This is a genomic window from Afipia sp. GW823-FHT06G09 (genome assembly GCF_058794875.1).
In genome coordinates, this window is record NZ_JBXAHF010000003.1 from 439097 (window position 1) to 451482 (window position 12386).

Consider the following 12386-nt stretch of genomic DNA (forward strand, 5'->3'; position numbering starts at 1 on the left):
GCCGACCGTTAGTTAATCTTGGTTCCCGCGGTATCTACGACCCTGCCCCAACGCTCATAATCGACGCGGATCAACTGCGTGAACGCCTCAGGCGTCGAGGTGGTGACGCTCAGGCCTTGCGCTTCAAGACGCTCGCGCACGTCCGGGAGTTTTCCGATGCGGATCACTTCGGCGTTCAGACGCTCCACGATCGGGGCCGGCGTCGCCGCGGGCACGACGAGGCCGAACCAGGAGTCCACCACGAAGTCAGCCACGCCGGCTTCCGCGGCGGTGGGCACATTGGGAAGCAAGGAAGAACGTTCGCGGCTTGTCACCGCCAACCCCTTGACCTTGCCATCCCTGATCTGGGGTGCGAGCACAGTCAGGGTATCGAACGCGAGATTCACCTGATTGCCGAGCAAGGCGTTGACGGCAGGCGCGCTGCCCTTGAACGGAACATGGAGCAAGTCCGTGCCGGTCAGGCTCTTGAACAGTTCACCGCTCAGATGGCAGAGCGTTCCCGGACCGCACGACGAATAGGTGAACTTGCCCGGCTCCTTCTTTGCCGCGGCGACGAGATCCTTCACGCTCGATACCGGCGCGTCAGGGCTCGCTGCAAGCACGTAAGGCACCGACGCCAACGGCGATACCGGCGCGAAACTCTTGAACGGATCGAACTTAATGGCCGTGTTCACGTGCGGCAGAATGGTGAGCTGTCCCGCGGGCGCCAGCGACAGCGTGTATCCGTCAGGATCGGCCGCGGCCACGGTTTCAGCCGCGATGGCCGTGCCGGCGCCCGCCTTGTTTTCAACCACGACAGGCTGCTTCAGCGCCTCGCTGAGCTTCTCGCTGTAGATCCGCGCGATGGTGTCCGCCGCACCACCAGCCGGGAACGGCACGATCAGCTTGATCGTGCGGCTCGGCCACGCGTCTGCGAAAGCGCCCGTGCTGATGCCGACAAGAAGAGCCGATGCAGCAGCCGCTGCGACAAGAAAACGATGAAATCCAAAAGAGCGCATGACGAATTCCCCTGCCATTTCGATCAGGACTCGTCGTGCATCACTCCTGTCGCCGCATGATCGCGGCGGAGGCGCGCTGATGACCTGATCGGCTGCGCGGCCGCTTCATCAGTGGAGCGGAGCGCATCGATGAGCTCTAAAGATCATCTCGCAACGGCCTTTCAGCAATGAAATGCTATTGCGAAATGATATGGCGCACTGGCGGATTCATCTCGCGCCGGAACAGCGATGAGAAGATAATTTTTCTGTCTGGGAAATGCCGCTCAGCGCGGCGCTTTTGGCGTTACGCCGCTACAGCCACGGCGCGACGCGGTCCATGGCAATCAGGGCTTCGGCATCGATGCGAGGACGCACCACGGCATACTGGCCGTCCTTGACCAGCACTTCAGGCACCAGCGCACGCGTGTTGTAGCTGCCGGACTGCACCGCGCCATAAGCGCCGGCCGTCATGATCGCCACCAGATCGCCCGGCTTCGGTTCGGCCATCTTGCGGTCGAGCGCGAGATAGTCACCGGTCTCGCAGACAGGGCCGACCACATCCGCGACGAAATTGCGCGTCGTATCCTCGCGAACCGGCAGGACATCGTGATGCGCCTCATACAGCGTCGGACGAATGAGGTCGTTCATCGCGGCATCGATGATGACAAAGTTCTTCGCATCGCCATGCTTCACATAGATCACGCGGGCGACGAGAATCCCGGCATTGCCGACGATCATGCGTCCCGGCTCGAACATCAATGTCGCGTCGATCCCCTTCGTCACGCGCTTGACCATGGCCGCGTAGGCCACCGGATCCGGCGGATTAGGCAGATCGTGTTCATAGGGAATGCCGAGACCGCCGCCGAAATCGACATGCGAGATGGTGTGACCATCGGCGCGCAGCGTGTCGACGAATTCCACCAGCAGCTTGAACGCGTCTTCCATCGGCCCGAGATCGGTGATCTGGCTGCCGATATGCATGTCCACACCGGTCACCTTGATGCCCGGGAGCTTCGCGGCGCGGGCGTAAACCTCGCGCGCGCGGGTCAGCGGAATCCCGAACTTGTTCTCGGACTTGCCGGTGGAGATTTTCGCATGGGTCCTGGCATCGACGTCGGGATTGATGCGCACGGAAATTCGCGCAGTTCGGCCCGTCTCGCTCGCGAGCTTCGACAGCAAGTCGAGTTCCGGCTCGGACTCCACATTGATGCAGAGAATATCTTCCGCCAGCGCCTGACGCAGTTCGGCTTCGGTCTTGCCGATTCCCGAGAACAGAATCTTTTGCGGCGGAATACCCGCGGCACGGGCGCGCTTCAATTCGCCGCCGGACACGACATCCGCGCCCGCGCCGAGCTTTGCCAGCGTACGCAGCACGGACTGATTGGAATTCGCCTTCATCGCATAACAAACGAGCGTGGGCACGCCCGCAAAGGCGTCCGCAAAAACGCGATAATGACGCTCCAGCGTCGCGGTGGAATAGCAATAGAACGGCGTCCCGACCTCACCAGCGAGGCGGGTCAAGCTCACGTCCTCGGCGTGCAGCACGCCGTTGCGATACTGGAAGTGATTCATGGGATCAGTCCAGAATCGCGTCGAGCGGGATCCGCTTTTTCTCGCCGCGCGGCGCAAGCGGCACGTTGGCGCTGCCGGGCGGCCGATACACTTCGTTCTGCAGGTTTGCCGCCGAATTCCGATCGGCCGTGGCGAAGTCCGAGTTCTGCGGGTTGGTCTGGTCCACGGAGGCACCGGGAGGCGCGTCGAGATAGGCCTTGCGGCCGCAACCGGCCAGCACGCATGGCAGCGCGATCAGCCCGATGGCCATCAGCTTCGAGAAAGAGCGGTTCGAACGAGAAGTCACGCGCGAGTGTCCCCAAATTGCGCGCCACCATACAAAGAAGGTGCCGCTCTGGCGAGGCCCGGATTGAACGAAAATATCCGTGGTCAGCCCGAATTTTGCTCTTTTTCAAGCCGCTTGAGCCATTCCTTGGCCTGCTTGCGCACGTTGTCCGGCGCGGTACCGCCGTAGCTGGTCCGGCTCTCAACAGAAGCCTGCACCGACAGCACGTCGAACACCGAAGCGGTGATCCGGGGTTCAACCGCCTGCATCTCCGCAAGCGGCACCTTGTGCAGCGCCAGCCCCTGCTCCGACGCCTTCGCCACGATGCGGCCGGTTACATGATGCGCGTCGCGGAACGGCATTTTCAGCGTGCGCACCAGCCAGTCGGCAAGATCGGTCGCCGTCGCATAGCCTTCGCCGGCCGCAACCTTCATGCGCGCTTCCTCCGGCACGAGATCGAGCGTCATGCCGGTCATGGCGCGGATCGCCAGCGAGAGCGCCGCGAACGCTTCCATCGCGCCCTGCTTGTCTTCCTGCATGTCCTTTTGATAGGCGAGCGGCAGTCCCTTCATCACGATCAGCAGCGCCGTCAGCGAGCCGATGACGCGGCCGGTCTTGGCGCGGACCAGCTCTGCCGCATCCGGATTCCTCTTCTGCGGCATGATGGACGAGCCGGTCGTGAACTTGTCCGACAGCGACACCAGCCCGACCAGCGGCGAGGTCCAGATCACGATCTCCTCGGCGAAGCGCGACAGATGGACCGCCGCAATCGCGGATGCTGACAACGTCTCCAGCACGAAATCCCGATCAGAGACCGCATCAAGCGAATTCGCCATCGGGCGATCGAAGCCCAGCGTGCTCGCGGTGGCGTGGCGGTCAATCGGAAACGATGTCCCGGCCAGCGCGGCGGCTCCGAGCGGGCTTTCGTTCAGCCGCTTGCGGGCATCGGCAAAACGGCCGCGGTCGCGCGCCGCCATCTCGGTATAGGCCAGCAGGTGATGACCGAATGTCACAGGCTGCGCGGTCTGCAAATGGGTGAAGCCCGGCATCACGGTATCGGCATGTTCGATGGCGCGATCCACCAGCGCGCGCTGAAAGGCCGCCAGCGCCCTGTCGATGTCGTCGATGACATCGCGGACATAGAGCCGGAAATCGGTCGCGACCTGGTCGTTGCGCGAGCGAGCAGTGTGCAAACGTCCCGCCGCCGGCCCGATCAGTTCGCCGAGACGGCTTTCAACATTCATGTGAATGTCTTCCAGCGCCCGCTTGAACGAGAACGATCCCTTGCCGATTTCTGACAAAATCGTGTCTAGACCGCCTGCGATGTTTTTTGCATCGTTGGCCGTAATGATGCCTTGAGCAGCGAGCATGGCTGCATGGGCCTTGGACGCAGCAATGTCCTGGGCGTAAAGGTGCTGATCGACGTCGATCGAGACGTTGATTTCCTCCATGATCGCGTCGGGACTTTCACCGAAGCGGCCGCCCCACATCTTGTTGCTCATATCCTGGTACTCACGCGTTCCTGCTCAGAAATCCAACCGCCAACCGACACTTCCGTCAGACGAGACCCATGCCCGACATCGATCCATCGACACCCAATTTGGCCCGCAGGAATGCTTCTCGCATCCGAATGACCGTCGTTTCCGTCATTATAGCGGCCGCAGCGGGAATGGGTGGGGTATACGGGATCGGTGGGTTAATGCGCAATGCGCAAGCGCAGGCTCAATGTGCGCCCGCGGTCGATCTGGCCAAGAAAATAGCGCCTTTGGCCAGGGGCGAGGTCGCCGCATTAACCATGGCCACCTCTCCGCTTCAGTTGCCCGATCTCGCTTTCGAGGATTCCGAGGGCAAGACCAGAAGGCTGTCGGAGTGGAGGGGCCGCACTGTCCTTATCAATCTGTGGGCGACCTGGTGCGTGCCATGCCGCAAGGAAATGCCGGCGCTCGACAAATTGCAGGAGATGCTCGGCAGCAAGGACTTCGAAGTGGTCGCGATCAACATCGATACCCGCGATCCCGAGAAGCCTAAGAACTTCCTCAAGGAAGGCGGCCTCACTCAGCTGGCCTATTTCCATGACCAGAAGGCAAAGGTGTTTCAGGACCTCAAGAGCGCCGGCCGTGCACTGGGCATGCCAACCTCGGTGCTGGTCGACGGCGCGGGATGTGAGATCGCCACCATTGCAGGCCCCGCCGAATGGGCCAGCGACGACGCTGTAAAGCTCATCAAGGCCGCCACCGCGAAATAACGCCGCAGTTCCCTTTGACGTCGACCTCTTGACGTCATCGCACGCACCCCTATACTTAACTACATGGTTTACTATTCAGCAGACCGCTTGAACCGCGTTTTTGCCGCCGTCGCCGATCCGACACGGCGCGCGCTGCTGGCGGAACTTGAAGGGCGCGAGAGCGTCACGATCAGCGAACTCGCGAAACCGTTCGCGATGTCGCTGCCCGCGGTCATGAAGCATCTCGATGTGCTGTCGGACGCCGGGCTAATCACCAGGAGCAAGACAGGCCGCACAGTCACGTGCCGCCTGACCGCGGCGCCGATGGAGCAGGCAATGGAATGGCTCAGCCGCTACCAGCGCTTCTGGACCGCGCAACTCGATCGTCTCGCCGCTTTTGTGGAGAAGGATTTATGCTCACCCAGCCCAGCCTCACCCTCGCCCGACGGCTCAAAGCCCCAGCCTCGAAAGTCTTCGAAGCGTGGACGGACCCCACGAAGATCGTCCAGTGGTTCGGACCCGGACACACCATAGGCGACAGCGTGAAGGCCGACATGGATGTGCGTGTCGGGGGGCACTTCAAGATCAACTTCAGCACCGACGACGGTCAGTCGCATCAAGTCGGCGGCAAGTATCTCGAAGTCACGCCCTATCAGCGGCTGGTCTTCAGCTGGGCGTGGCAATCGACACCGGAGCGCGTCTCGCAGGTCACCGTGGTGCTGCGCGAAGAAGGTGACGTGACGCTGCTCACACTGACCCACGACAAATTCTTCGACGAAGCCGCCCGCGATGGCCACAAGCGCGGCTGGACCGGAACGCTCGACAAGCTTGAGAAATTCTTCACCTGAACGCGCAGCCCCCGAAAGCGTAACAGGAGTGCGACATGAAGCTTTTCTATTCCGAGACGCTCAATCCGCGAAAGGCATGCGCGGTCGCCAAGTATCTCAATTCGCCGGTCGAGTTCGTGCATGTCGATCTGGCGAAGTCGGAAAACAGAACGCCGCGGTTTCTCGGCATCAATCCGAACGGCAAGGTCCCCGTGCTTGAGGACGGCGACACAACGCTGTGGGAGGCAAACGCGATCATGTGTCACCTCGCGCGGGCGGCGGGATCGGATCTGTGGCCCGATGATGAGCGGCAGATCGAAGTGATGCGCTGGCTGAGCTGGAGCGCGGACCACTTCACCCGTCATGCAGGCACACTGTACTTCCAGCATCTCATCAAGCCGTTCCTCGGCATGGGCGAGCCGGATCCGGCGATCGTGGCGGAATCCCAGAAATGGGTGAGGCAGTACGGCAATGTGCTGAACAGTCACCTGCGCGGACGGGACTATCTGGTGGGCGGCAAACTCACCGTGGCCGACTTCGCCGTCGCCATCACCCTGCCCTACGCAAAAGACGCGCGTATTCCGATCGATGAATTTCCCGAAATCGTCCGCTGGCATGCGCAACTGAACGAACTGCCGGCCTGGCGCGATCCATTCCCCGCCAACCGGGCCAGAGCCGCCTGATCCCGAAATCAAATTCCGTTCACCGCCGGACAATTTACCGGCTCAAGCCTGGAAACCACCAAGGAGTCTGAAATGCAGTATGTCGATGGATTCGTGTTGCCGGTCCCGAAGAAGAACCTGAAAGCCTACAAGGCGCTGGCGAAGCTGGCCTGCAAGGTCTGGCTCGATCATGGCGCGCTCGATTATCGCGAATGTGTCGCCGAAGACGTCAAGCCCGGCAAGCTGACGTCGTTTCCGCAGAGCGTGAAGCTGAAGGCCGGCGAGACTGTGGTCTTCTCATGGATCACCTACAGGTCGCGCAAGCATCGCGACGCCGTGATGGCCAAGGTGATGAAGGATCCGCGCCTCGCGAAAATGATGGATCCGAAGAAGATGCCGTTCGACGCCAAGCGCATGTTCTTCGGCGGGTTCGACACCATCGTCACGGCGTAGAGCCGCAATCACGGCTCTGGTCCGCCAGACGATCGAGAACCCGTCTCAACGACATCTTGTTCCCCTCTGTCAAACCAACAGGATATTCCGATGACTTCGATCACGCCGTTCCTCTGGTTCGATAACAACGTCCCCGAGGCTGTGGCTTTTTACAAATCGGTGTTTCCCAACGCCAAAGTCGAAACCGTCAATGATTTCATGGCGACCTTTGAACTCGAAGGCCAGAAGTTCAACGCTCTCAATGGCGGCCCGAGATTCAAGTTCAACGAGGCAATCTCCTTCTTCGTCAGCGTCGAGAGCCAGGAGGAGGTGGATTACTTCTGGAACAAATTGACCGCCGACGGCGGGGAAGAATCGAAATGCGGATGGCTCAAGGATAAATTCGGCCTGTCATGGCAGATCGTCCCCACCGCGCTTGGAGAGTTGATGAAAGGCGGCACGCCGGCGCAGTCACAGAAAGTGATGGAAGCCATGATGAAAATGGTCAAGCTCGACATCAAAACCTTGAAGCAAGCGTATGAGCAGGCTGCCTGACGCGGCCTGGAACCGCGAAACTCCGGGCCGGAATGGGGTCAAAGCCGTTCCGGCCCGTGGAGGCGCAACCAATCTCTACGCCCGCGCGTTTCACACCGCGTGGGCGCAAGCCGAAGCCATCGTGATGCAAAGGAGCACAGCCATGTTGAAAGCAAGTCATGCATTCAGCGGCTTCTCGGCCAACGATATCGGAAAGGCGAAGGAGTTCTATGGCCGCACACTGGGACTTGAGGTCTCCGAAGACCACGGAATCCTGAACCTGCATCTCGGCGGCGGCGCCCATGTGCTGATCTATCCGAAAGCCAACCACGCGCCTGCGACCTTCACCGTTCTCAACTTTCCGGTCGATGACGTCGACAAGGCGGTCGACGAACTCGGGAAACGCGGCGTGCGTTTCGAAATCTACAACGAACCGGAATTCAAGACCGACGCAAAGGGCATTTCCCGTGGCAACGGCGGCCCGACCATCGCATGGTTCAAGGACCCCGCAGGCAACATCCTGTCCGTGCTCGATGCCAATGGCATAATGTAACGAGGAAATCACCATGACGTCCCACGGCCATTTCCACTGGAACGAATTGATGACGCCGGACCCGGAACGCGCCAAGCAGTTTTATCAGAAAACCATCGGCTGGACCTTCGAGAGCATGCCGATGGAGGATGGCGCGACCTACTGGGTGGCGTATGCCGACGGCGAAATGGCCGCCGGAATTTTTCCGACCAACAGGCCCGCCTTCGAAGGCGTCCCCGAGGGCTGGATGTCCTACCTGGCAGTCGATGATGTCGATGCGCGGGTAAAGGCGGCGGTTGCTGCGGGTGCGCAACTGATGCGGCCGATTTTCGATGTCCCGAATGTGGGACGCATCGCGATCCTGACCGAGCCCGGCGGTGCCGGTATCGGATGGATCACGCCAGTGGCCGATTAGACCGAAATATCGAGATTGCCGCCGACACCCGGCGGGTTGTTCGCAGCAGGCTGGAGCAGTTGCAGCACCGACTTCTCCGAATCGATGTTCTGCTTCATGACGCTGGTTGCAATCTGCTGCTGGGTGTTTGCAGCTTGCATGGCCATCATGCTGCTGACGATGCTCATCACGTCCATGGAAAACGCACTCTCCGACTCAAGTTGAGCGACCGTAGCCGGAGACGGTTAACAATTTTATCTGAAGGACGCGCGGCGAATTACCGCGTCGGGACCGGCTTGTCGCCGCGGTAGTCGTAGAAACCGCGCTGCGACTTGCGGCCGAGCCAGCCGGCTTCGACATACTTCACCAGCAGCGGGCACGGACGATACTTCGAATCCGCCAGCCCCTCATGCAGCACCTGCATGATCGACAGACAAGTATCGAGGCCGATGAAGTCCGCAAGTTCCAGCGGGCCCATCGGATGATGCGCGCCGAGCTTCATCGCCGCGTCGATGGCCTCGACGTTCCCGACGCCCTCATAGAGCGTGTAGATCGCCTCGTTGATCATCGGCAGCAGGATGCGGTTGACAATGAACGCCGGGAAATCCTCTGAGACGGCAATCTGCTTGCCCATCGCGGTGACGAATTCGCGCGCTGTGTCGAACGTCGCATCATCGGTGGCGATGCCGCGGATCAACTCGGCCAGTTCCATCACCGGAACCGGATTCATGAAATGGATGCCGATGAATTTCTCGGGCCGGTCGGTCGAAGCCGCAAGCCGGGTGATCGAGATCGACGACGAATTCGATGCGATAATCGCCTCGGGCTTCAGCACAGCGCAGAGATCGTGAAAAATCTTGCGCTTGATCTCTTCCTTCTCGACCGCGGTCTCGATCACAAGATCGCATGCGGCCAGCCCGTCGAGACTGTCGGCCGAACTGATCCTGGTGAGAGCCTTCTTGTGCGCGTCTTCGGTGATGGTCTTCTTGGCAACCTGACGCGACAGGTTGCCGTTGATGGTGGCCATCGCGGACTTCAGGCGATCGGCGGACACATCGTAAAGCACGACATTGAAACCAGCGAGGGCGGCAACGTGCGCAATGCCGTTGCCCATCTGCCCCGATCCAATCACACCAACCGTCTTGATCGTTGCCATTCGCTTCCGGTCTCTATGGCTCGCTATCGCAGGATGCGGCAATCACCTTGCCGCACCCTCTTTAACATTACGTCAAACACCAGCCGGGGTTTCGAAAGACCCGCCGGAACGCTCAACATAGCAGGTTCCGGGCGCGTTGCGCGCCCGGAAGTTCGTCTCAAAGGGCGGCGGTCAGTTCAGGAACCGCCTGATAGAGATCGGCAACCAGACCGAAGTCCGCGACCTGGAAGATCGGGGCGTCTTCGTCCTTGTTGATCGCAACGATCACCTTGGAGTCCTTCATGCCGGCCAAATGCTGGATCGCGCCGGAAATACCGATGGCGATGTACAGTTCGGGCGCGACCACCTTGCCGGTCTGGCCGACCTGCCAGTCGTTCGGCGCGTAGCCCGCGTCCACCGCAGCGCGCGAAGCGCCGACGCCGGCGCCGAGCTTGTCCGCCAGCGGCTCGATGTACTTGGTGAAGTTCTCGCGGCTCTGCATGGCGCGGCCACCGGAAACGATGATCTTCGCCGAGGTCAGTTCGGGACGATCGCTCTTGGCGACTTCCTCACCGACGAAGCTCGACAGCGCCGGGTCGGCCGCAGCCGCCGCGTTGTCGACCGTTGCGCTGCCGCCGTCGCCGGTCGCACCGAAGGTCGAGGTGCGGACGGTGATGACCTTCTTGGCGTCCTTCGACTTCACGGTCTGGATCGCGTTGCCGGCGTAGATCGGCCGCTCGAACGTGTCGGGCGAAACCACCTTGATGATCTCGGAGATCTGCGCCACGTCGAGCAGAGCCGCAACACGCGGCAGCGTGTTCTTGTAGCGGGTGGTCGCCGGCGCAACGATGGCGTCATACGAACCTGCGAGCGAGACGATCAGCGCGGCCAGCGGCTCGGCCAGGTCGTGCGCGTAAGCAGCGCCATCGGCCAGCAGCACCTTGCGGACGCCCTTGAGCTTCGCGGCGGCTTCAGCCGCGCCCTTGGCGCCTTCGCCAGCCACAAGCACGTCGACCTCGCCGCCGAGCGCGGCAGCGGCGGTCAGCGCCTTGTTGGTAGCGTCCTTGATCGATGCGTTATCGTGTTCAGCAATCAGCAACGTGGCCATCAGAGCGCCCCCGCTTCCTTGAGTTTCGACACCAGCTCAGCGACGTCCTTGACCTTGACGCCGGCCTTGCGGCCCGGAGGTTCGGTTGTCTTGAGAACTTCGAGACGCGGCGAGAGATCGACACCGAAGCTGTCGGCAGCCTTCTCGTCGATCGGCTTCTTCTTCGCCTTCATGATGTTGGGAAGGCTCGCGTAGCGCGGCTCGTTGAGACGCAGGTCGGTGGTGACGATCGCCGGTCCCTTGACCTTGACAGTCTGGAGGCCGCCGTCGACTTCGCGCGTGACCTTGAAGTCCGATCCATCAACTTCAAGTTTCGATGCGAAGGTCGCCTGCGCCCAGCCGAGCAATGCCGCCAGCATCTGGCCGGTCTGGTTGCTGTCGTCGTCGATCGCCTGCTTGCCGAGAATGATGAGGCCCGGCTTTTCCTCTTCCGCGACGGCCTTGAGGATCTTGGCGACGCCGAGCGGCTCGACGGTCGCATCGGTCTTCACAAGGATGCCGCGGTCGGCGCCCATGGCGAGGCCGGTGCGGATCGTCTCCGAGGCCTGCGCGGGCCCGATCGACACCACCACGACCTCGGTCGCCTTGCCGGCCTCTTTCAGGCGCAGGGCTTCCTCGACAGCGATTTCGTCGAACGGATTCATCGACATCTTGACGTTGGCGAGCTCAACGCCCGTCCCGTCGCTCTTGACGCGAATTTTGACGTTGTAGTCAACGACGCGCTTAACCGGCACCAGAACCTTCATCGGTTCCCTTTCGTCCTGAAATGGTTGATCACATCCACTTTAAAGCGGTTGGCGGCGGAACCTAATGGTCCCGCCAATCCGGGTCAACGCGCGAAAACTGGAAAACGAGGAAGGTATACCTAATATCTCGGCTTACCGGTTTTGCCCCGGAACCCAGAGCACGTCGCGGGCGCCGTTATTATTGACCGCGCGGCTCGCCACAAACAGGAAATCCGACAACCGGTTCAGATACTGCACGGCTGCATCGCTCACCGGCTCGTTAGGCTGGGATGCCAGTTCCACCACCATCCGTTCCGCCCGGCGGCAGACGGTGCGGGCCAGGTGCAGATGAGCAGCGGCGGGAGTTCCGCCAGGCAAAATAAACGAATTCAGCGGCGCCAGATCGGCATTGAGCGCGTCGATGTCCTGCTCCAGACGCTCGACCTGTGTGGCCAGCACGCGCAGCCGCTCGGCCTTGCCCTCCCGCTGCGGAACAGCCAGATCCGCGCCGAGATCGAACAGATCGTTCTGCACCCGGCCGAGCATGGCATCGATTACCGGGACCTGCGCCAGATGCAGGCGGGCCACACCGATCACCGCGTTGGTTTCGTCGACGGTTCCATAGGCGCTGACACGAAGATCATACTTCGGGCGCCGCTCGCCGCTGCCGAGCGCTGTCGTCCCGTCGTCGCCGGTGCGCGTGTAAATCCGGTTGAGAATGACCATCGCGTCGATCCGTTGTCGCGGTTGAAATCGTCCGCCTCGTCAATCAGCTCTTGCCCAGCGCCCAGACGGCAAGCATCGCGATGACGATGGCGATAAACTGAAACAGCACACGCAGCCGCATCAACCGTTGCGAGGTGTCGGGCGAGCCGCCGCGCATCATGTTGAACAGGCCAAGCAGCAGCACGATCGTAACTGCAGCCAATGCGATGGGAAGAGCTATGCTCGAGAGGAAAGTTACCATGAGGGGTACATAACACCGCCGACGGCCCCACG

Annotated in this window: 18 protein-coding genes; 8 read left to right on the top strand and 10 right to left on the bottom strand. The window is 61.2% G+C overall.

Annotated elements, in window-relative coordinates:
• Window positions 1-8: 8 nt before the first annotated feature.
• The 4 genes from AC1Q67_RS14520 to argH form a co-directional block, all read right to left on the bottom strand.
• Window positions 9-998 (bottom strand): Bug family tripartite tricarboxylate transporter substrate binding protein, encoded by a 990-nt coding sequence (locus AC1Q67_RS14520; protein ID WP_492236093.1) that lies wholly within the window; start codon window positions 996-998, stop codon window positions 9-11.
• 291 nt (window positions 999-1289) lie between these two features.
• The gene (gene lysA, locus AC1Q67_RS14525) at window positions 1290-2549 is read right to left on the bottom strand and encodes a diaminopimelate decarboxylase (protein WP_492236094.1); all 1260 of its coding nucleotides are present in this window, start codon (window positions 2547-2549) and stop codon (window positions 1290-1292) included.
• Window positions 2550-2553: 4 nt separating this feature from the next.
• A complete protein-coding gene (locus AC1Q67_RS14530) occupies window positions 2554-2835 on the bottom strand; it encodes a hypothetical protein (RefSeq protein WP_492236095.1) in 282 nt (93 codons plus the stop codon).
• An 83-nt stretch (window positions 2836-2918) separates the two neighbouring features.
• Window positions 2919-4316, bottom strand: a complete 1398-nt coding sequence (gene argH / locus AC1Q67_RS14535) for an argininosuccinate lyase (RefSeq protein WP_492236096.1) — start codon at window positions 4314-4316, stop codon at window positions 2919-2921.
• A 68-nt stretch (window positions 4317-4384) separates the two neighbouring features.
• Here argH and tlpA point away from each other — a divergent pair, with 68 nt between their 5' ends.
• The 8 genes from tlpA (at window position 4385) to AC1Q67_RS14575 (ending at window position 8440) form a co-directional block, all read left to right on the top strand.
• Window positions 4385-5059, top strand: a complete 675-nt coding sequence (gene tlpA, locus AC1Q67_RS14540; protein WP_492236097.1) for a thiol:disulfide interchange protein TlpA — start codon at window positions 4385-4387, stop codon at window positions 5057-5059.
• Between the two features lie 87 nt (window positions 5060-5146).
• The gene (locus AC1Q67_RS14545) at window positions 5147-5572 is read left to right on the top strand and encodes an ArsR/SmtB family transcription factor (RefSeq protein ID WP_492236098.1); all 426 of its coding nucleotides are present in this window, start codon (window positions 5147-5149) and stop codon (window positions 5570-5572) included.
• On the top strand, window positions 5539-5886 hold the full coding sequence (locus tag AC1Q67_RS14550; protein WP_492236462.1) for an SRPBCC family protein: 348 nt from the start codon (window positions 5539-5541) through the stop codon (window positions 5884-5886). The genes AC1Q67_RS14545 and AC1Q67_RS14550 overlap by 34 nt, the downstream gene beginning before the upstream one ends.
• A 35-nt stretch (window positions 5887-5921) precedes the next feature.
• The gene (locus AC1Q67_RS14555) at window positions 5922-6548 is read left to right on the top strand and encodes a glutathione S-transferase family protein (protein ID WP_492236099.1); all 627 of its coding nucleotides are present in this window, start codon (window positions 5922-5924) and stop codon (window positions 6546-6548) included.
• Window positions 6549-6620: 72 nt separating this feature from the next.
• Window positions 6621-6980 carry a DUF1428 domain-containing protein gene (locus tag AC1Q67_RS14560; protein WP_024574799.1) on the top strand — a complete coding sequence of 120 codons (360 nt, stop codon included), beginning with the start codon at window positions 6621-6623 and terminating at the stop codon, window positions 6978-6980.
• 90 nt (window positions 6981-7070) lie between these two features.
• A complete protein-coding gene (locus AC1Q67_RS14565) occupies window positions 7071-7514 on the top strand; it encodes a VOC family protein (RefSeq protein ID WP_024574800.1) in 444 nt (147 codons plus the stop codon).
• A gap of 142 nt (window positions 7515-7656) precedes the next feature.
• Complete coding sequence (locus AC1Q67_RS14570; protein WP_024574801.1) at window positions 7657-8046, top strand: VOC family protein; 390 nt, start codon at window positions 7657-7659, stop codon at window positions 8044-8046.
• Window positions 8047-8059: 13 nt separating this feature from the next.
• Window positions 8060-8440 (top strand): VOC family protein, encoded by a 381-nt coding sequence (locus AC1Q67_RS14575; protein WP_492236100.1) that lies wholly within the window; start codon window positions 8060-8062, stop codon window positions 8438-8440.
• Here AC1Q67_RS14575 and AC1Q67_RS14580 read toward each other — a convergent pair.
• The 6 genes from AC1Q67_RS14580 to AC1Q67_RS14605 form a co-directional block, all read right to left on the bottom strand.
• Window positions 8437-8616, bottom strand: a complete 180-nt coding sequence (locus AC1Q67_RS14580) for a YjfB family protein (RefSeq protein WP_006018796.1) — start codon at window positions 8614-8616, stop codon at window positions 8437-8439. The genes AC1Q67_RS14575 and AC1Q67_RS14580 overlap by 4 nt on opposite strands.
• 80 nt (window positions 8617-8696) lie before the next feature.
• A complete protein-coding gene (locus AC1Q67_RS14585; protein WP_024574803.1) occupies window positions 8697-9575 on the bottom strand; it encodes a 3-hydroxybutyryl-CoA dehydrogenase in 879 nt (292 codons plus the stop codon).
• 157 nt (window positions 9576-9732) lie between these two features.
• Window positions 9733-10662 (bottom strand): electron transfer flavoprotein subunit alpha/FixB family protein, encoded by a 930-nt coding sequence (locus AC1Q67_RS14590; RefSeq protein WP_492236101.1) that lies wholly within the window; start codon window positions 10660-10662, stop codon window positions 9733-9735.
• Window positions 10662-11408, bottom strand: a complete 747-nt coding sequence (locus AC1Q67_RS14595) for an electron transfer flavoprotein subunit beta/FixA family protein (RefSeq protein WP_024574805.1) — start codon at window positions 11406-11408, stop codon at window positions 10662-10664. Before AC1Q67_RS14595 ends, AC1Q67_RS14590 begins: the two co-directional genes overlap by 1 nt.
• A gap of 132 nt (window positions 11409-11540) precedes the next feature.
• The gene (locus AC1Q67_RS14600; RefSeq protein ID WP_492236102.1) at window positions 11541-12113 is read right to left on the bottom strand and encodes a cob(I)yrinic acid a,c-diamide adenosyltransferase; all 573 of its coding nucleotides are present in this window, start codon (window positions 12111-12113) and stop codon (window positions 11541-11543) included.
• 43 nt (window positions 12114-12156) lie between these two features.
• Window positions 12157-12354, bottom strand: coding sequence for a twin transmembrane helix small protein (locus AC1Q67_RS14605; RefSeq protein WP_024574807.1), 198 nt, complete (start codon window positions 12352-12354; stop codon window positions 12157-12159).
• Window positions 12355-12386: the final 32 nt, after the last annotated feature.

Bases quoted from the DNA above. Each gene is read 5' to 3' on its own strand.
- AC1Q67_RS14520 (WP_492236093.1), bottom strand. From the start codon at position 998: ATGCGCTCTTTTGGATTTCATCGTTTTCTTGTCGCAGCGGCTGCTGCA.
- lysA (WP_492236094.1), bottom strand. From the start codon at position 2,549: ATGAATCACTTCCAGTATCGCAACGGCGTGCTGCACGCCGAGGACGTG.
- argH (WP_492236096.1), bottom strand. From the start codon at position 4,316: ATGAGCAACAAGATGTGGGGCGGCCGCTTCGGTGAAAGTCCCGACGCG.
- tlpA (WP_492236097.1), top strand. From the start codon at position 4,385: ATGCCCGACATCGATCCATCGACACCCAATTTGGCCCGCAGGAATGCT.
- AC1Q67_RS14555 (WP_492236099.1), top strand. From the start codon at position 5,922: ATGAAGCTTTTCTATTCCGAGACGCTCAATCCGCGAAAGGCATGCGCG.
- AC1Q67_RS14560 (WP_024574799.1), top strand. From the start codon at position 6,621: ATGCAGTATGTCGATGGATTCGTGTTGCCGGTCCCGAAGAAGAACCTG.
- AC1Q67_RS14565 (WP_024574800.1), top strand. From the start codon at position 7,071: ATGACTTCGATCACGCCGTTCCTCTGGTTCGATAACAACGTCCCCGAG.
- AC1Q67_RS14570 (WP_024574801.1), top strand. From the start codon at position 7,657: ATGTTGAAAGCAAGTCATGCATTCAGCGGCTTCTCGGCCAACGATATC.
- AC1Q67_RS14575 (WP_492236100.1), top strand. From the start codon at position 8,060: ATGACGTCCCACGGCCATTTCCACTGGAACGAATTGATGACGCCGGAC.
- AC1Q67_RS14580 (WP_006018796.1), bottom strand. From the start codon at position 8,616: ATGGACGTGATGAGCATCGTCAGCAGCATGATGGCCATGCAAGCTGCA.
- AC1Q67_RS14585 (WP_024574803.1), bottom strand. From the start codon at position 9,575: ATGGCAACGATCAAGACGGTTGGTGTGATTGGATCGGGGCAGATGGGC.
- AC1Q67_RS14590 (WP_492236101.1), bottom strand. From the start codon at position 10,662: ATGGCCACGTTGCTGATTGCTGAACACGATAACGCATCGATCAAGGAC.
- AC1Q67_RS14595 (WP_024574805.1), bottom strand. From the start codon at position 11,408: ATGAAGGTTCTGGTGCCGGTTAAGCGCGTCGTTGACTACAACGTCAAA.
- AC1Q67_RS14600 (WP_492236102.1), bottom strand. From the start codon at position 12,113: ATGGTCATTCTCAACCGGATTTACACGCGCACCGGCGACGACGGGACG.
- AC1Q67_RS14605 (WP_024574807.1), bottom strand. From the start codon at position 12,354: ATGGTAACTTTCCTCTCGAGCATAGCTCTTCCCATCGCATTGGCTGCA.